The following is a 16,617-nucleotide window of genomic DNA, read 5'->3' as shown; positions in this document are numbered from 1 at the left end:
CAGTGAGTTGGATATGGCAACCTTGAAGGCATGAACACCGGCAGACCCTGTTCCATCGCCGACGCGCTGCGGATCGTCGGGGAGCGCTGGGCGCTGCTGGCCGTCCGCGAGATCGCGTTCGGCAACCGCCGGTTCGACGAGATCGCCCGCAACACCGGGGCGTCCCGCGACATCCTCACCGCCCGGCTGCGCTCCCTGGAGGCCGCGGGCGTCATCACCAGACGCCCCTACTCCGACCGCCCGCCCCGCTTCGAGTACCACCTCACCGAGTCGGGCCGCGAGCTGCGCATGATCCTCAACATGCTGCGCGAGTGGGGCGACCGCTGGCTGGCCGACGAGCCCCCCGTCAAGGCCGCGCACACCTGCGGCCATTCCCTGGACCTCGCCTTCACCTGCCGCCACTGCGGCGACGAGGTGCGGCCGGAGGACGTCCGCCTCACCGTCAACTCACCCGGCTGGGCGCTGAGCGGACCCGAAAATCCCTAGGAGGACGGCTTCGGCCCCTCCTAAGGTGCGGGGCATGGAACCGCGCAGCGTGGAAGACCTCCTGAAGGCGCAGGAGGCCGGCACCGTCCCGAAATACCTCTTCTTCTGGGGGCACAAGCCGCATCCGAGCGGCAGGCACGTGCTGAGCCAGTGGTTCGAGCGGGACTTCACCGACCCCGCGAACGGCGGGAAGGTCTACCGCAGTGCCGAGCACTACATGATGGCGGGCAAGGCCCGGTTGTTCGGCGACGACGAGACCGAGGCGCTGATCCTGGCCTCGGGGCATCCGGACGAGGCCAAGAGGCTCGGCCGCCGGGTGCGGGGTTTCGACGAGGAGACCTGGGCCGGGCACCGGTTCGAGCTGGTCGTCCAGGGCAACGTGGCGAAGTTCGGCGGCGACCCCGAACTGCGGGAGTACCTGCTGGGCACCGGCGGCCGGGTGCTGGTCGAGGCGAGCCCGCTCGACCGGGTCTGGGGCGTCGGGCTGGCCGCGGACGACGAGCGCGCCGCCGACCCGGCCCGCTGGGAGGGCCTCAACCTGCTGGGTTTCGCACTGATGGAGGCCCGCGCCCGGCTGCGGTAAACCATTCGACGCGGCCGGACGACACCGCGTACAACGAAGACATGATCCGCAAATACCCCCGTACGCCGCATCTGCTGGGGTCGCGGCTCCAGCCGGGCGACCACGACCTGGCGGCGGTGCCGTTCCGGGAACTGGCAGGACGGCACCTGGTCGTCGAGGAGAAGCTCGACGGGGCCAACTGCGGCATCAGCTTCGACCAGGACGGCGTCCTGCGGCTGCAGTCGCGCGGCCACTACCTGACCGGCGGCCCCAGGGAGAAGCAGTTCGCACCGCTCAAGGCCTGGGCGTCCGCCGTGGCGCACCTGCTGCGGCCGGTGCTGGGCCACCGGTACGTCATGTACGGCGAGTGGATGTACGCCAAGCACACCGTCTTCTATGACGCGCTCCCCCACTATTTCTGCGAATTCGACGTCTACGACCGCGACGAGGACGTCTTCCTCTCCACCGCCGCGCGCCGTGAGCTGCTCGCAGGTACTCCCGTTCACTCGGTTCCCGTACTGCATGAGGGCCCCGTCTCCGGCCTGGAGAAGCTGACGTCGTTCGTCGGCCCGTCCACCTGCCGGACCGGACGCTGGCGGGAGGCCCTCGACGAGGCCGCGCTCGCCGCCGGGCTCGACCCCGAGCGGGTGCGGGCCGAGACCGACGCCTCCGACGAGATGGAGGGGCTCTACCTCAAGGTCGAGGACGAGGGGCGGACCGTCGGCCGGTTCAAGTGGGTGCGCTCGAGCTTCCTCACCGCGATCCTCGACGCCGGAGGCCACTGGCAGGACCGGCCGATCGTCGCGAACGGGCTGGCCGACCCGGAGGTGCTGTATGCGGCTGTTCGCTGAGCTCTGCCCCCGCCCTCCGCACTGGCGGGTGGAGTGGGAGCCCGTCCGGGCGGCGTTCCCCTGGGTCCGGGACCTGGCGGGCGTCGCGCAGGACCCGGTGCACCACGCCGAAGGGGACGTCGAGACGCACACGCGGATGGCATGCGAGGCGCTGGCCGCGTCGCCGCGCTGGCGTGAACGTCCCGAGGAGCAGCGCGTCCGGCTCTTCGCAGCGGTGCTCCTGCACGACGTGGCCAAACCCCGCTGCACCCGCGAGGAGGACGGCCGGATCACCGCGCACGGACACTCCCGGCAGGGCGACCTGATGGCCCGCCGGATCCTCTGGGAACTCGGCGCCCCCATCCCCTGGCGGGAGCACGTCGCCGCGCTCGTCCGCCACCACCAGGCGCCCTTCTGGGGCCTGGAGCGCCCCGACCTCCAGCGGCTAGTCTTCCGGGTGAGCCTGTCGGCCTCCAACGCCGACCTCGTGCTGCTGGCCGAGGCGGACCTGCGCGGCCGGGAGTGCGGCGACCTCGCCGAGATGCTGGAGAACGTCGCCCTGTACGAGGAGTACTGCGCCGAGCAGGACTGCCTGGACGGGCCGCGGGCCTTCCCCTCCGACCACGCGCGCTTCCAGTACTTCCGCACGCCCGACCGCGACCCCTCCTACGCCGCCTACGACGACACCCGCCTGACGGCCACCGTGCTGTCAGGGCTGCCGGGAGCGGGCAAGGACACCTGGATCGCCGAGAACCGCCCGGACCTGCCCGTCGTCAGCCTCGACCGGCTGCGCGCCGAACTGCGCGTCTCCCCCACCGCCGACCAGGGACCGGTGGTCGCGGCGGCCTTCGAACAGGCCCGGAAGCATCTGAGGGCCGGCCGCCCGTTCGTGTGGAACGCCACCAACGTGTCCCGGCAACTGCGGGAACGCTGCATAGGCCTCGCGGCCGACTACCGCGCCCGGATCGCCCTGGTCTCCCTGGAGGCCGCCCCCGCCGTCCTGCGCGCCCGCAACCGGGCGCGGCCCTCGCCCGTCCCGGACGGGGTCATCACCCGGCTGGCCTCCCGCTGGGAGATCCCGGACCTCACCGAGGCGCACACCGTCACCTGGCTCGACCGGACGTGAACGGCGGTCAGAGCCCGTCCACGACCCGCCAGCGGCCCTCGCGGAACTCCAGCCGCAACAGCTTGCCGGAGACGGGGACGCGGGCCTTCCGCCCGTCGATCCGGGCCTCGCCCAGCCGCAAGGGGAATTCCAAGAGGTCGTTGGTGAGGGAGTCCTGGACGAAGTTCAGAGACGGCATCCGCGCGGAGAGGTCCCGTTTGAGGCCTCCGTCGAGCGGGCGGTCGGTGCATTCGCCACGCAACGGGCAGACCCTGTCCAGGATTCGCAAGGACTCGGTGCTCTTCGCCGCGCCCGTCCTGTCGTTGAGGAAGGCGTCGATCGCGGCCTCGTAGACGGCGGCGTCCTGCGCCGCGTACGGGCTGGTGAGTGTCACTTCCAAGTCCGGGCTGGAGTTCTGCGCATCCGGCGAGCTCCGCCGTGCCAGGTCCTCGAGCGGCGCGCTCGCCGGGGCGGGCTTCTCCGCTGTGCTGTACGTCTCCGAGGAGTCCTGCTGGTAGAGCACGACCGGGATCGCGGCCGTCACGGCCGCGGCCAGAACGAGACCGCCCGCGGCGGCGGTCCAGCGGCGGCGGGCCCGGGTGCGGCGGGCCTCGGCGAGGACCCCGTCGGCCAGGCCGGGGCGCGGAGCCGGTGCCTCCTCGGCCAGCAGGCCGAGCAGTTCCCTGTCATCCACGGGCCTCCCCCTCCATGGCCACCCCGTAGGCCTCCCGCAGTTTCTCCAGCCCCCGCAGCGTCTGGCTGCGGACGGTCCCGGCCGAGCAGCCGAGCAGTTCGGCGACCTCGGCGACCTCCAGCCCCACCCAGTGCCGCAGCACCACCGCGGCCCGCTGCCGGGCGGGCAGGCCGGCCAGCGCGGTCCGCAGCCGGACGTTCCCGTCGACCCCGGCGTAGGGGTCGGCGCCGTCGGCGCTGTCCCNNNNGACGGCCGTCTCGTGCCGCCGGTGGGCGCGCCGCCGCTCGTCGGCGGCCACCGTGACCAGCACCCGCCGCACGTAGGCCTCGGGGTTGCTCTCGATGTTCCGCCATCGAAGATACGCCTTGACCAGCGCGTTCTGCACCAGGTCCTCGGCCCCCGCCCGGTCGGCGGTCAGCAGGTAGGCGAGCCGGAGCAGCCCGGCGGAGCGCTCGGCCACGAACCGCCGGAACGCCTCCTCCTCGACCGACTCGGCCAAGCGGCACACCTCCGAGGGAAGAACGGCAGACGGCGGGGACACCGGGACCGCCGGAGAGAACGAGGGCGACCAGCGTCGCACGCTTCGACCGCGAGTTCCACCGGGACCGGCGGTCAGCGGGCCGGGACCTGCCAGACGGTGGTGCGCCTGCGCCGCGAGCCCTCGAGCGTCCGGCTCACCGGGACGTCGTAGCGGGCCAGCGCGGTGAACGCGCCGCGCGGCAGGTAGCGCCGTCCCGGGTCGCCGACCAGCACGAGGGCGCCGGCCCCGGCGGCCTCGCGCAGGAACGGCTCGACGCGGCGGGACATCGCCTTGTCGTAGAAGACGTCCCCGGCGAGGACGACGTCGTGGCCGGACGGGCGGGAGTCCAGCAGGTCCCTGCGGACCGCGGTGACGGACACGCCGTTGGCCTCGGCGTTCGCGTTGATCGCGGCGACCGCGTAGGAGTCGACCTCGCTGGCGGTGACCTCGGCCGCGCCGGCGAGCGCCGCGGCGACGGCGACGACACCGGAGCCGGCGGCCACGTCCAGCACGGTGCGGCCGCGCACCAGTTCGGGCGAGTCCAGCACATGGCGGGCCAGGGCCAGGCCCCCGGTCCAGGCGAACGCCCAGAACGGCAGGCCGGTGTCCTCGCTGTACTCCCACAGGCCGTACGGGTCGTCGGCCTGGTGGAGTCGGAGTTCGGGCAGGTACGGGACTGCTCTCAGCCGCGTGTGGTCGCGAACGAACGCCTCTTCGGGCGCCCTGCAGAGCGGCGGGGGGTCGGGCTGCACCTTGACGACCTTAATCCGCTCATCCTTACAGCGCCATTTCCCCCGGTCAGCAGGCTTTAAGTAAACAAAGCCACCTCTTAGGTTAGGGAGATGGCACGAATTCCAGGCCCGAGGACCGCCATCGCCGCCGTGTTCGCGGTCCACGGCGCGGTGGGCGGCGCCTTCGCCACCCGCATCCCGTGGATCCAGGACCGGGTCGACACCGGGGCGGGCGGGCTCGGGCTGGCGCTGCTCGCGCCCGCCGTCGGAACGCTCCTGACGATGCCCGCCGCCGGGCGGCTCATCCACCGGCTCGGCGGGCGGAACGCCACGCGCCTTCTGCTGGCGGGCTGGTGCCTGGCCCTGGTGCTGCCGCCGCTCGCTCCCGGTCTGGCGGTGCTGTGGCCGGTCCTGCTGGTCTACGGGGCGCTGGGAGGCCTGGCCGACGTGGCGATGAACGCCCAGGGCGTGCGGATCGAGGAGTCGCTGGGCCGTCCGATCATGTCGGGGCTGCACGGCATGTGGAGCGTCGGGGCGCTGGCCGGGGCGGGCACGGGTGTGCTGGCCGCCCAGGCCGGGATCGACGCCCGGCCGCATCTGGCCGTCACCGCCCTGGTCCTGCTGGGCTGCGGGCTGCTCGCCTCGTCGTTCCTGCCCCCTTCCCGGCCGGGGCTGGACTCGGTGGCTCCGCCGCGCTTCGCGCTGCCGGGCCGGGAGGTGCTCGGCATCGGCCTGGTCGGGTTCTGCGCGGTGCTCGCCGAGGGGGCGGCGGCCGACTGGAGCGGGGTCTACCTGAAGGACGTCACGGGGGCGGGGCCGGGGGTCGCGGCGGTGTCCTACACGGCGTTCGCGCTGACGATGGCGCTGGCCCGGCTGGGCGGGGACGCGGTGGTGGCGAGGCTGGGCCCGGTCCGCACGGTGCGGCTCGGCGGCGTGCTGGCGGTGCTCGGCGGGCTTGCGGTCGTCGCGGCCCGCAGCCCCCTCCCTGCGATCGCCGGGTTCGGGCTCATCGGCCTCGGCGTGGCGGTGGTGATCCCGCTGGCGTTCACCGCCGGGGGCAGGGCCGCCGCCGATCCCGGCCAGGGCGTCGCGGGGATCGCCACCCTCACCTACTCCTGCCTGCTGCTCGCTCCCGCGGCCATCGGCGGGATCGCGTCGCTGACCTCGCTCTCGGTGTCCTTCGCGCTGGTCACCGCGGCGCTGGTGGTGATGGTCGCCTCCGCGGGCTTCCTGCGCCCCGCCGCCGTCCAGCCGTCTAGGTCGTCCGGCGGAAGGCGCGGTCCCGGGTGCTCCTGGCCGCGCTGACCACGACCCTGGGCACGGTCGCGGGGGCGAGCCGGAACGACACCCGGACGGCGAGGCCGGCGGCGGCGTCCTGCGCGGGGGCGGCGATCAGGCGGGCCACCCGGCTTCCGGCGTCCGGGTCCGGCGGGGGCGGCGTCTCCTCGCCGAGCAGCGCGCCGACCGCGCGGGCCCACGACAGGCGGACGGACTCGCGGGCGATGTCGCGCACCAGCTCGCGCAGGGCGTTGCGGACGACCTCCTCCGCCATGCCGGTCAGCGCCCTGCCCAGTTCGGTGCGGGCCGCCCAGCCCGCGGCGTCGAGCGCGCTCCTGGCCGTCAGCTCGGGCACGCCGAGCCGTTCGGCGGCCGACGCCATCTCCTCGGCGGTGCGCGCGGCGAGCCGGACCGGTTCGCTGCGGGCGGCGCTCTCGGTCCAGCCGACGGCGGCGGCCGGGAGGGGGCCGAGCTCCACGGCGGCCGACCCGAGGCCGGAAAGGCCGCTCCTGACCGTCCCGGCCAGGCCGGAGGCCGTCTGCTTCGCCGTCTCCTCGGCGATCTCCAGGGCGAGTTCGGGGCCGAGCTCCAGGATCACGTCCAGCATCACGTCGGCGACGACGTCGACGACCGGCTCGAGCGCCGCTCCGGCGGCGGCCCTGGCCAGGCCGGTGCCCGCGGCCCGTTCGGTCAGCCCCACCAGGCTCTCGGTGGTGGCGCGGGTGAGGGGGTTGCGCAGGGCGAGCCTCCGCGCCGCCCGGGACCACGGGTGGTCGGCGGCGCGTCCGGCCGCGCCCAGGGCGGCGGCGGTGACCGGGTTGGCCTCGGCCGCGGCGGCGAGCTCGCCCGCGAGCCGTTCGGTGAGGGAGGCCGTGACGCGCGCCGCGGTGTACCGGGCGGCCTGCTCGAGCGGACCCCGGACGGCGGGCCGCTCCAGGGACCGCTCGAGCCCCGTCCGGGCCAGGTGGACCGTCACGTCGCGGCCCAGGTCCCGGACGGGCGCGGTCAGCAGCAGCCCGAGCCCCGCCAGGTCCCACAATTCGGCGACCAGCCCCGACACGGGCTCCGCCACCGGCTCCTCGTCCACCGCCGCCCCACCACCGCCGTCTTCGCCGTTCCCGCACTCCCGGTCAGGCTTACGGTAACCGCTGCTCCGCCCGAGGTCACCCAGGGGATGCCTGCTCTTCGGCGATGGCGGACGGCGGACGGGGCGGCTCAGTCCGAGGAAGAGCCGCCGGAGACCTCCGCCGAAAGGCCGTCTTACGTGGAGTTCACCGGGCCTTCGGAACCCGCGGAGCGGACGTGCGGGTCCCCGCCGGACGGTCCCAGCCGTCCGACGGCCGCCACCATGAGCGCGCCGCCCATCGTCACGAGGAGAGCGCCCCCGGCGAAGATGGCGGAACGCAGCTCGAGGACGGGATAGGGATCGTCGAAGAGGCTCAACGGCAGCACGTACTGGATGAGGTCGCGCAGGAGGCCTCCGCTGAACGCCTCGCCCTCGAACAGGTGGTCCACGCCGAGCACCAGCGCCGGAAGACCGCACGCCAGGGGCGCGGCGGGCGAGAGGCGCCGGGATCCCGCCGTCCAGCCGAACAGGACGGCCGCCACCGCCATCAGCCCGACCCGCATCACCGTGTCCAGCGCGCCGTCCGTGATCCAGACGCGCGAGTCGAAGGCGCAGGCGCAGGACGCCACCAGCGCCACCAGGCCTATCAAGGCGCTGGAGAGCGGTCCCCGCGGTGAACGGCGGGACGTGCGAAGTCCCCAGACCGTGGCGGCCAGCAGGGTGCCTCCGACGAGCAGGCACAATCCCTGACCGAGGTACCACTCCGTCCCCTGACGCATCTGCCGGGAGGCGACCTCGGGACCGCCCGGCAGCGGCAGGATCCCGGCCAGGCCGCCGATGTCCTCCCCCCGGATCTGCGCGTACGCGCCCACGGCGGCCAGCGGCAGCCCCGCCACCGCTCCCAGCGCGGGCAGCCGCCTCGACGCCGCGAGGGCCACGCCGAGCACCAGCGCGCAGAGCACCAGCGCGACCACCAGGTGGACGCTCCAGTCCGGCGGGTTCAGGACACCCGGCATCGCGGCGGGATCACCTGACGCCCAGTCCCCGGACGCTCCGTAGGAGGTCGTGTCCCGCCACCAGTACAGCTGGGCGAGCGAGGGCAGGTACCAGAGCGCGAAGAGCACGGGCAGCCCCGCCAGAGCGCCGAGAAGCCGGGAGGACCGCAAGGTCTTTCCTTTCGCCGGGAGGACTCCTATGGCGGAAAGGATGACGGCCCGGCCTCCCCGGACGCATGGGACCGGAGTCCCGCTTCTCCGGCCCGGTCGGCTGGGACGCGACGGCCGGCCGGACCGGGGAAGCGGGACGGCTCAGCGGGCGACCCGCCGGGGGCGGTTCGTGCGCTTCGGGCGGGCCGCCGGCCTCGGACGCGCCGCCTGCCTGGGAAGGGTGCTCCGCTTCGGGCGGGGCGCCGACCTCCACCCCTGCTCCCGCCGCAGCGCCGTGACCAGGAGAGCGCCGCCCAGCACCAGCATCGGGACGGCGGCGGCGAACAACGCGCCGCGCAGCATCAGGATGTGCTCGCCGCTGTCGACCGACAGGGGCAGCACCACGTTCGCGATCTTCAGCAGGGGGTTCCAGCCCAGAACCTCCCCCAGGCCGAGCGCGAACACCGGCAGGCCGCACGCCAGGGGCGCGGCGGCCGGCAGCAGCCGCGCCCCCGCCACGCAGCCCAGCAGGAGGGCCGCCAGAGCCGTCAGCCCCGGCCGCGACGCCGTGTACCTGGTGCCGCCCTCGATCACGCAGCCCCAGGCGAGCACCAGCGCCACCAGTCCGGCCAGTGCGCCGGGAAGCGCGCCCGCCGGAGGGCGGCGGGACGGGAGCAGGGCGCACAGCGCGGCGGCCAGCAGGCTTCCCCCGACCAGCAGGCAGAGGCCCTGGCCCACGTAGGTCATGGTCCCCGCGCGCAACTGCGCGGCCGTGACGTCGGGCCCGGGCAGCGACAGGAACCCCAGCGTCCCGACCAGGCCTCTCGGCCCGTCCGCCGAGAGCATCCCGTACACGCCCGCGGCGGTCAGCGGCGCGCCCGTGACGAACCCGAACACCGGGAGCCTGGCCGCCACCGCGAGGGCGGCCCCCAGGACGACCGCGCAGGCGGCCAGCGCGAGCACCGCGTGCCACGTCCAGTCCGGGGAGGTCAGGAACTTCAGGACCTCCCGGGGTTCGCCGCGCGGCGAACCGGACACCCCGTAGCGGGTCTGGTCCCGCCACCGGTACAGCTCGCCGAGCGACGGCAGGTACCACAGCAGCAGGAGCGCCGGGAGGGCGGCGAGGGCGCCGGAGAGCCGGGACGACAAGACGATCTTCCTTCCGCAGGGGACGCTCTTCACACGCTGAAAAGGATCGCTGGTCCGGCCCCCCGACACGCGGAACCCGCGCTCAGTCCCACCAGAAGGACCAGGCGTTGCGGCCGACGAGCTCCGCGGCGTAGGCCTCGAGGCTGCCGGCGCCCTGGGCGATGACGTCAGGACAGAACGCCCAGTGCTCGGCGGCGATGTGCACGGCGTGCTCCAGCTCGCGGGGCGGCGCCGAGACGCTGAACTCCAGGGTGTTGAACCCCACGCGCACCAGCCGGACCCCGAACCTGTCCTCCCAGCTGCGCACGACGGCCGCGAGCGGAGCCGTCCACTGGTTGTGGTTGAGCGCGCCCTGCCAGCCCATGACGGCCAGCGCGTCGGCGCTGCGCGAGGCCGCCACCAGCCCCAGCAGCGTGGTCAGCCCGTCGGCGAGCTGCCCGGCGTACCAGTCGGCGGCCTCCTGCGGCTCGGCCATCGGCTCGCCGGGCGGGGCCAGCCCGGGGCAGTACTTGCCGAACGGCGCCAGGTCCTCGAAGTCGTCGCCGTAGCGCAGCCTCGGCTCGATCATGTCCTGCCAGACCTCGGCCATGAAGAGCGCCGGGTCGTAGACGTCGATCTCCGACTCCGGCTCGGGCGCGACCTGGCCCGCCGACCACGGCTGGGCCGACTCGTCCAGCAGCAGCGGCCACAGGCCCGAGTAGGGGTGCTCGGCCGCGAGCGAGCGCCAGGTCTCGGCCGTGACCGGCGCGTCGCTCAGCCAGAACGCCGGCCGCGTCACCAGGTGGTCCCTGCGGTAGCCGCGATCGGGCCACACCACGGCGCCGTCGGGCAGCGGCACGTTGAGCGTACGGCCGTTGCCTCCGTCGGCGAACAGCCGGTAAACACCCGCCGGCAGCGCCCTGCCGCGCCGGTGATCGTCCATGGTCGCCCACTCCGTCTTGCCCGTACCTAAGTGAGGATCTTGGCCTATTCCAGGACCTTACTGCCACCCATGTGCCCGGTTTGACACCCTCGGTCGCGGACATGCGACGATCGGTGCCGTGACCCGTGAGATCGTTCCCGCCTCCACCATGCCCTCCCGCCGTGTCCTGGGCCAGGAGGTCTGGCTGGTGTTCGCGCTCTCACTGGGCGCTTCGGGCGTGGCGGCGCTCATCTCCTTCCTGGGTTCGCTGACGGCCTCCAGGGCGCTGAACGATCAGACCGCCTCCCTGGTCACCGACTCCGCGCCGGGCCGCCCCTGGCTCGGCCTGGCCTGGCAGCTGTTCTCCGTCGCCTCGGCGCTGGTGCCGGTCGCGCTGGCGGCGCACCTGCTGGGCCGCTCGGGCGAGCCGATGGGCCGCACCCTCGGCGTGGACTGGCGTCCCCGCGCCCGCGACCTGGGCCTCGGCGCCGCCGTCGCGGCGCTCATCGGCGGGTCCGGGCTGGTGCTCTACCTGCTGGCCCAGGCCTTCGGCTTCAACCTCACCATCGTGCCCACCACGCTGGGGGACGTGTGGTGGCGGATCCCCGTGCTGGTGCTGTCGGCGGTCGAGAACGCGGTCGTCGAGGAGGTCATCGTCCTCGGCTACCTGCTGCACCGGCTGGGCCAGCTCGGCTGGCCCGACTGGAAGGCCGACCTGACCAGCGCCGCCGTCCGCGCCTCCTACCATCTGTACCAGGGCATCGGCGGGCTGATCGGCAACTTCGTGATGGGCCTGGTCTTCGCCCGGCTGTACCGGCGGTGGGGCCGCGTGATGCCGCTCCTGGTCGCGCACGCCCTCATCGACATCGTGGCGTTCGTCGGCTGGGTCCTGCTCGCCGGAAAGGTCAGCTGGCTACCCACCCGCTGACGGGAGATACCAGTTCACTCGACCCAGTCGAACGTCCGGGTCACCGCCTTGCGCCAGCGGGCGTGCTCGGCCTCCCGTTCCTCGGCCGTCATGGCGGGGGTCCAGCGGCCGTCCTCCTTCCAGTGGGCGCGCAGCTCCGCCGGGTCGCTCCAGAAGCCGACGGCCAGGCCCGCGGCGTAGGCGGCGCCGAGCGCGGTGGTCTCCTTGATGCCCGGACGCACCACCGGGACGCCCAGGACGTCCGCCTGGATCTGCATGAACAGCTCGTCGACGACCATGCCGCCGTCGGCCTTCAGGCAGTCCAGCGCGATCCCCGTGTCGGCGTTCATGGCGTCGACGATCTCGCGGGTCTGCCAGGCGGTGGCCTCCAGCACCGCCCGCGCCAGATGCCCCCGGCCCACGAACCGGGTGAGGCCGACGATCGCGCCGCGCGCGTCCGAACGCCAGTAGGGCGCGAACAGCCCGGAGAAGGCCGGCACGAAGTAGCAGCCGCCGTTGTCGTCCACGCCGCGGGCCAGCTCCTCGATCTCGTCGGCCGACGAGATCAGGCCCAGGTTGTCGCGCAGCCACTGCACCAGCGCCCCGGCGATCGCGATGGAGCCCTCCAGCGCGTACACGGCGGGCTCGTCGCCGATGCGGTAGCCGACGGTCGTCAGCAGCCCGTGCCTGGAGACGACCGGCCGCGTCCCGGTGTTGAGCAGCAGGAACGCGCCCGTCCCGTAGGTGTTCTTGGCGTCGCCCTCGTCGAAGCAGCACTGGCCGAACAGCGCCGCCTGCTGGTCTCCCAGCGCCGAGGCGACCGGCACGCCCTCCAGCACGCCGCGGCCCGTGCCGTAGACCTCCGAGGACGGGCGGATGCGCGGCAGCATCCGCGCCGGGACGCCGAACGCCTCCAGGGTGCGCGGGTCCCAGTCCAGGGTCCGCAGGTTCATGAGCATGGTGCGCGAGGCGTTCGTGACGTCCGTGACGTGCTCGCCGGTGAGCCTCCAGATCAGCCACGAGTCGATCGTGCCGAACAGCACCTCGCCGCGTTCGGCGCGCTCGCGCAGCCCCGGCACCTCGGCCAGCAGCCAGCGCAGCTTCGGGCCGGAGAAGTAGGTGGCCAGCGGCAGCCCGCAGGAGTCCAGGAAGCGGTTCTGGCCGACGGCCCCCTCCAGCTCCCGGCAGACGCGGTCGGTGCGGGTGTCCTGCCAGACGATCGCGTTGTGCACGGGCTCGCCCGTCGCGGCGTCCCACACCACGGTGGTCTCGCGCTGGTTGGTGATGCCGACGGCCGCCAGGTCGGACGCGGCCAGCCCGCCGCGTTCCAGCGCCTGCGCCACGACCGCCTCGACCGAGGCCCAGATCTCCATCGGGTCGTGCTCCACCCAGCCGGGACGGGGCATGATCTGGGAGAACTCCCGCTGCGCGTCGGCCACCACCCGGCCCGCCCCGTCGAACACCAGACAGCGGCTGGAGGTCGTGCCCTGGTCGATCGCGGCGATGTACACGGCGGTGGTCCTTCCGGAGATCGGCGTCGTCGCTTATCTAACCGCGATCACAGCGGATTATCCCCGTCGTCATCCGGCCAGGGAGTGGGCCCGGTGCCCGGGCCCGGCCCCGGAAGGGTGGGGACCGGGGTGCCGGACGGGTCGGGCGTCGCCGTCCCCGAACTCCCCGACGGCGACGGGGTCGGCGACGGGGAGCCCGGCTCGGTCGTGGTGAGGGTGGGCACCGGCTCGGTCGGCAGCGGCTCCGGCTGGGAGCGCAGCAGCCACACCAGCAGGAGGACGATCCCGGCGAGCAGCAGCGCCAGGACCACCAGGGCCAGCACGACCAGCACCCGGCTCGCCGCCGAGGAGAGCGTGCCGTCGGTGCTCCAGTTCCCCGTCCCCGGAGAGCCGGTGAAGGTGGGGTACTCCGTCTTCGTCGCGCTCTTCCCGGCCTCGCCCGCGCGCCTGCCCGTGGGGAAGGCCGGATCCTCGCCCCGCCCGGCCCAGTGGTGCAGGAACTGGGGGCCCTTCGCCCGGTCCTTCAGCAGCACCGGCTCCAGCAGCCCGGCCAGGTCCCCGGTGCCGATCACCCACGGCCCCTGGTCCTCGGTGTCGGCGGCCACCACCTCCGGGCCCGACCCGCGCACCGCCGCGGCGAACCTGTCGCGGGCCGCCGGGTCGGAGGCCGCCCCCCTGGTCAGCAGCGCCACCTGGACCTGACGCCCCGCCGGGTCGAGCGCGGCGTACACGATGCCGGCCGGCGACGACAGGATCCGGGCCGTCAGCCGGAACGGGCCGAGTGGGGCGGTCATGCCCGCACCCTACTGTGATCTCTCTGCTCGTGTCGGCTCCGGACCGGCGGGTAATTCACGTAGGGTCGGACAACAAAGTTCGGAATTCGGGGTGAAGGGGCGAGTGTGACTGTCGCCGATGACATGAAGCAGGCTTCGGTGCTGCTCGAACGCGCCCTGGCCGAGGTCAAGAAGGTCATCGTCGGGCAGGAGCACATGGTCGAGCGGCTCATGGTGGCCCTGCTCGCCGGAGGCCACTGCCTGGTGGAGGGCGTCCCCGGCGTCGCCAAGACCCTGGCGGTCAGCTCGCTGGCCCAGGTGACCGGCGGCACCTTCGCCCGGGTGCAGTTCACCCCCGACCTGGTGCCCTCCGACATCGTCGGCACCCGCATCTACCGGCCCTCCAGCGAGTCCTTCGACGTCGAGCTCGGGCCGGTGTTCGCCAACTTCGTGCTGGCCGACGAGATCAACCGCGCGCCCGCCAAGGTGCAGTCGGCGCTGCTGGAGGTCATGGCCGAGCGCCAGGTGTCGCTGGCCGGGCGGACGTTCCCGCTGCCCAGCCCGTTCATCGTGCTGGCCACCCAGAACCCGATCGAGTCCGAGGGCGTCTACCCGCTGCCCGAGGCGCAGCGCGACCGCTTCCTCATGCGCATCAACGTGACCTACCCCGACGCCCACGACGAGCTGCTCATCCTGCGCCGGATGAGCGCCACGCCCCCGGTCGCCGAGCAGGTGCTCGACCCCGACCTGCTGCGGGAGCTGCAGGACACCGCCTCCCGGGTCACGGTGCACGAACTGGTCGCCGACTACATCGTCCGGCTGGTCATGGCCACCCGCGAGCCCGCCGCCTACCGCATGCCCGACCTGGCCCCGCTGATCGAGATCGGCGCCAGCCCGCGCGCCACCCTCGGCCTGGTCTCCTCCTCCCGCGCCCTGGCGCTGCTGCGCGGCCGGGACTTCGTCCTGCCCGAGGACGTGCGCGACGTGGCCCGCGACGTGCTCGTCCACCGGCTGGTGCTGTCGTTCGACGCGGTCGCCGACGGGGTCTCCGCCCCCGAGCTCGTCGCCCGCGTCCTGGCCTGCGTACCGCCGCCCCGCGTCGTCTGGAACCACGGCCCCGTCTGATGCGCATCCCCGAGGACAGGCTCCGCAGGCTGGAGCTGAAGGTGACCGGAAAGCTCGACGGACTGCTGGGCGGCGAGCACATGGGGCTGCTGCCGGGGCCTGGCAGCGAGCTGGCCGAGGCCCGCGCCTACCAGCCGGGCGAGGACGACGTCCGGCACATGGACTGGTCCGTGACGGCCCGCACCGCCGTCCCGCACGTGCGGGACCTCATCGCCGACCACGAGCTGGAGGCCTGGGCGCTGATCGACCTGACGGCCAGCATGGACTTCGGCACCGCCGACTACGCCAAGCGCGAGCTGGCCGTCGCCGCCCTGGCCGCCGTCGGGTTCACCGCCACCCGCCTGGGCGACCGGGTCGGCGCCTACCTCATGCAGCGGGACGGGCTGCGCCGCCGGCCGGCCCGCACCGGCAGGACCGGGCTGTACTCGCTGCTGCGCGAGGTCGAGCGCACCGAGATCGGCCGCGGCTCGATGGGCCTGGCCGCCGCGATCACCGCGCTCGACCGGGGCCAGCGCCGCCGCGGCCTGCGGGTGGTCATCAGCGACTTCCTCGACACCTCGGCGTGGGAGGTGCCGCTGCGCCGCATGGCCGCCCGGCACCAGACCCTCGCCGTCGAGATCATCGACCCCCGCGAGATGGAGCTGCCCGCCGGAGGCGGCCTCGTGGAGCTGACCGACCCGGAGACCGGGACCGTCCAGGAGATCATGCTCACCCCCCGGGTGGCCGCCGCCTACCGGGAGGCGGCCTCGCGGCAGCGGGTCGCCAACGCGGCGGCGCTGCGCCGGGCCGGGGCCGCCCACCTGGTGCTGCGCACGGACCGCGACTGGGTCATCGACATCGCGCGGTTCGCGCTGCGCCGCCGCCGCCTCGGGAGCCGCACATGACCTTCCTCTCCCCCCAATGGCTGCTCCTGCTGCTGCTGGTACCGGTCCTCCTGCTCCTGTACGTGCTGCGGCAGCGCGGCACCAAGCGGTTCGCCATCCCCTTCACCAACCTGCCGACGCTCTCGCAGGTGGCGCCCAAGCGCCCGGCCTGGCGGCGGCACCTGGTGGCCGGCCTGTTCCTGGTCATGCTCTCGCTGCTGGTGGTGGGAACCGCCCAGCCCGCGGCCCCGGTCAAGGTGCCGCGGGAACGGGCGACGATCATGGTCGCCGTCGACGTGTCGCTGTCGATGGAGGCCACCGACGTGGCGCCGTCGCGGTTCGAGGCGGCCAAGGCCTCGGCCAAGTCGTTCATCGAGGGCCTGCCGGAGCGCTTCAACGTGGGGGTCGTGGCGTTCGCCGGCGTCGCCACCGTCGTGGCCCCGCCCACCTCCGACCGCAGCGAGGCGCTGCGGTCGGTGGACAACCTCGTCCTGGACCGCCGCACCGCCATCGGCGAGGCGGTCTTCGCCTCCCTGCAGGCCATCCGGTCGTTCGACTCCGGCAACGGCGACGACCCGCCGCCCGCCCACATCGTGCTGCTGTCCGACGGCGACAACACCTACGGCCGGACCATCAGCGAAGCGGTCGTCGCCGCCCGCGACGCCAAGATCCCGGTCTCCACGATCGCCTTCGGCACCCCGTACGGGACCGTCACGATCGAGGGCGAGACCACCACCGTGGACGTCAACAAGGTCGTCCTGCGGGCCCTGGCCGAGCAGACCGACGGCCGCGCCTACGAGGCGGAGGACTCCGAGCAGCTCTCGGAGGTCTACGAGAGCATCGGCACCTCGCTGGGCTTCCGGGTCGAGGACAAGGAGATCACCTCGGTCTTCACCCTGCTGGCCGCCCTGATGGCCCTGATCACCGGCGCCCTGTCCCTCCTCTGGTTCTCCCGGCTCCCCTGAGGCCGC

The 16,617-nt window shown here is 73.7% G+C and carries 18 protein-coding genes; 9 read left to right on the top strand and 9 right to left on the bottom strand.

All coding sequences use genetic code 11. The features are described from left to right. Positions 1–30 precede the first annotated feature (30 nt). Genes ABD327_RS22995 through ABD327_RS22980 form a run of 4 tightly spaced genes read left to right on the top strand, consistent with a single transcriptional unit; the run spans position 31 to position 3,004 of the window. Positions 31–486, top strand: coding sequence for a winged helix-turn-helix transcriptional regulator (locus ABD327_RS22995; RefSeq protein ID WP_344452700.1), 456 nt, complete (start codon positions 31–33; stop codon positions 484–486). A 34-nt stretch (positions 487–520) separates the two neighbouring features. Next, on the top strand, positions 521–1,069 hold the full coding sequence (ybiA, locus tag ABD327_RS22990) for a riboflavin biosynthesis intermediates N-glycosidase (protein WP_344452698.1): 549 nt from the start codon (positions 521–523) through the stop codon (positions 1,067–1,069). A 41-nt stretch (positions 1,070–1,110) separates the two neighbouring features. After that, positions 1,111–1,899 (top strand): RNA ligase family protein, encoded by a 789-nt coding sequence (locus ABD327_RS22985; protein ID WP_344452696.1) that lies wholly within the window; start codon positions 1,111–1,113, stop codon positions 1,897–1,899. Then, positions 1,883–3,004 (top strand): AAA family ATPase, encoded by a 1,122-nt coding sequence (locus ABD327_RS22980; RefSeq protein WP_344452695.1) that lies wholly within the window; start codon positions 1,883–1,885, stop codon positions 3,002–3,004. The genes ABD327_RS22985 and ABD327_RS22980 overlap by 17 nt, the downstream gene beginning before the upstream one ends. A 7-nt stretch (positions 3,005–3,011) precedes the next feature. On the opposite strand, the gene ABD327_RS22975 is transcribed toward ABD327_RS22980, so the two are convergent. The 3 genes from ABD327_RS22975 to ABD327_RS22965 form a co-directional block, all read right to left on the bottom strand. Beyond that, on the bottom strand, positions 3,012–3,677 hold the full coding sequence (locus ABD327_RS22975) for a hypothetical protein (protein ID WP_344452693.1): 666 nt from the start codon (positions 3,675–3,677) through the stop codon (positions 3,012–3,014). After that, a complete protein-coding gene (locus ABD327_RS22970) occupies positions 3,670–4,185 on the bottom strand; it encodes a SigE family RNA polymerase sigma factor (protein ID WP_425547185.1) in 516 nt (171 codons plus the stop codon). The genes ABD327_RS22975 and ABD327_RS22970 overlap by 8 nt, the downstream gene beginning before the upstream one ends. Positions 4,186–4,289: 104 nt before the next feature. Next, a complete protein-coding gene (locus ABD327_RS22965; RefSeq protein ID WP_344452691.1) occupies positions 4,290–4,949 on the bottom strand; it encodes a class I SAM-dependent methyltransferase in 660 nt (219 codons plus the stop codon). Between the two features lie 90 nt (positions 4,950–5,039). Here ABD327_RS22965 and ABD327_RS22960 point away from each other — a divergent pair, with 90 nt between their 5' ends. Beyond that, positions 5,040–6,233 carry an MFS transporter gene (locus tag ABD327_RS22960; RefSeq protein WP_344452690.1) on the top strand — a complete coding sequence of 398 codons (1,194 nt, stop codon included), beginning with the start codon at positions 5,040–5,042 and terminating at the stop codon, positions 6,231–6,233. Here the strand turns inward: ABD327_RS22960 and ABD327_RS22955 are convergent. The 4 genes from ABD327_RS22955 to ABD327_RS22940 form a co-directional block, all read right to left on the bottom strand. Further along, on the bottom strand, positions 6,184–7,293 hold the full coding sequence (locus ABD327_RS22955) for a hypothetical protein (RefSeq protein ID WP_344452689.1): 1,110 nt from the start codon (positions 7,291–7,293) through the stop codon (positions 6,184–6,186). The genes ABD327_RS22960 and ABD327_RS22955 overlap by 50 nt on opposite strands. A 173-nt stretch (positions 7,294–7,466) precedes the next feature. After that, the gene (locus ABD327_RS22950; RefSeq protein WP_344452687.1) at positions 7,467–8,438 is read right to left on the bottom strand and encodes a hypothetical protein; all 972 of its coding nucleotides are present in this window, start codon (positions 8,436–8,438) and stop codon (positions 7,467–7,469) included. Between the two features lie 141 nt (positions 8,439–8,579). Continuing rightward, complete coding sequence (locus ABD327_RS22945) at positions 8,580–9,566, bottom strand: hypothetical protein (RefSeq protein WP_344452686.1); 987 nt, start codon at positions 9,564–9,566, stop codon at positions 8,580–8,582. 82 nt (positions 9,567–9,648) lie between these two features. Next, positions 9,649–10,488, bottom strand: coding sequence for a DUF4253 domain-containing protein (locus ABD327_RS22940; protein WP_344452684.1), 840 nt, complete (start codon positions 10,486–10,488; stop codon positions 9,649–9,651). 118 nt (positions 10,489–10,606) lie between these two features. On the opposite strand from ABD327_RS22940, the gene ABD327_RS22935 reads away from it, so the two are divergent. Then, entirely contained in the window at positions 10,607–11,395 is a 789-nt protein-coding gene (locus ABD327_RS22935; protein ID WP_344452682.1) for a CPBP family intramembrane glutamic endopeptidase, read from the top strand. Positions 11,396–11,409: 14 nt separating this feature from the next. Here the strand turns inward: ABD327_RS22935 and glpK are convergent, their stop codons facing one another. Continuing rightward, complete coding sequence (gene glpK, locus ABD327_RS22930) at positions 11,410–12,885, bottom strand: glycerol kinase GlpK (protein ID WP_344452681.1); 1,476 nt, start codon at positions 12,883–12,885, stop codon at positions 11,410–11,412. Positions 12,886–12,932: 47 nt separating this feature from the next. Beyond that, positions 12,933–13,679, bottom strand: coding sequence for a hypothetical protein (locus ABD327_RS22925; RefSeq protein WP_344452679.1), 747 nt, complete (start codon positions 13,677–13,679; stop codon positions 12,933–12,935). 123 nt (positions 13,680–13,802) lie between these two features. On the opposite strand from ABD327_RS22925, the gene ABD327_RS22920 reads away from it, so the two are divergent. From ABD327_RS22920 to ABD327_RS22910, 3 genes are read left to right on the top strand one after another with little or no spacing between them, the layout of a single operon-like run. Continuing rightward, positions 13,803–14,783 (top strand): AAA family ATPase, encoded by a 981-nt coding sequence (locus ABD327_RS22920; RefSeq protein WP_344452826.1) that lies wholly within the window; start codon positions 13,803–13,805, stop codon positions 14,781–14,783. After that, on the top strand, positions 14,783–15,667 hold the full coding sequence (locus tag ABD327_RS22915) for a DUF58 domain-containing protein (RefSeq protein ID WP_344452677.1): 885 nt from the start codon (positions 14,783–14,785) through the stop codon (positions 15,665–15,667). The genes ABD327_RS22920 and ABD327_RS22915 overlap by 1 nt, the downstream gene beginning before the upstream one ends. Then, the gene (locus ABD327_RS22910; RefSeq protein WP_344452676.1) at positions 15,664–16,611 is read left to right on the top strand and encodes a VWA domain-containing protein; all 948 of its coding nucleotides are present in this window, start codon (positions 15,664–15,666) and stop codon (positions 16,609–16,611) included. Before ABD327_RS22915 ends, ABD327_RS22910 begins: the two co-directional genes overlap by 4 nt. Positions 16,612–16,617: the final 6 nt, after the last annotated feature.

The sequence above is a fragment of the Actinocorallia aurantiaca genome (assembly GCF_039533685.1).
Lineage (GTDB): Bacteria > Actinomycetota > Actinomycetes > Streptosporangiales > Streptosporangiaceae > Actinocorallia > Actinocorallia aurantiaca.
The sequence above is the reverse complement of the archived record's forward strand: the minus strand, read 5'-3'. Positions and strand labels throughout refer to the sequence as shown.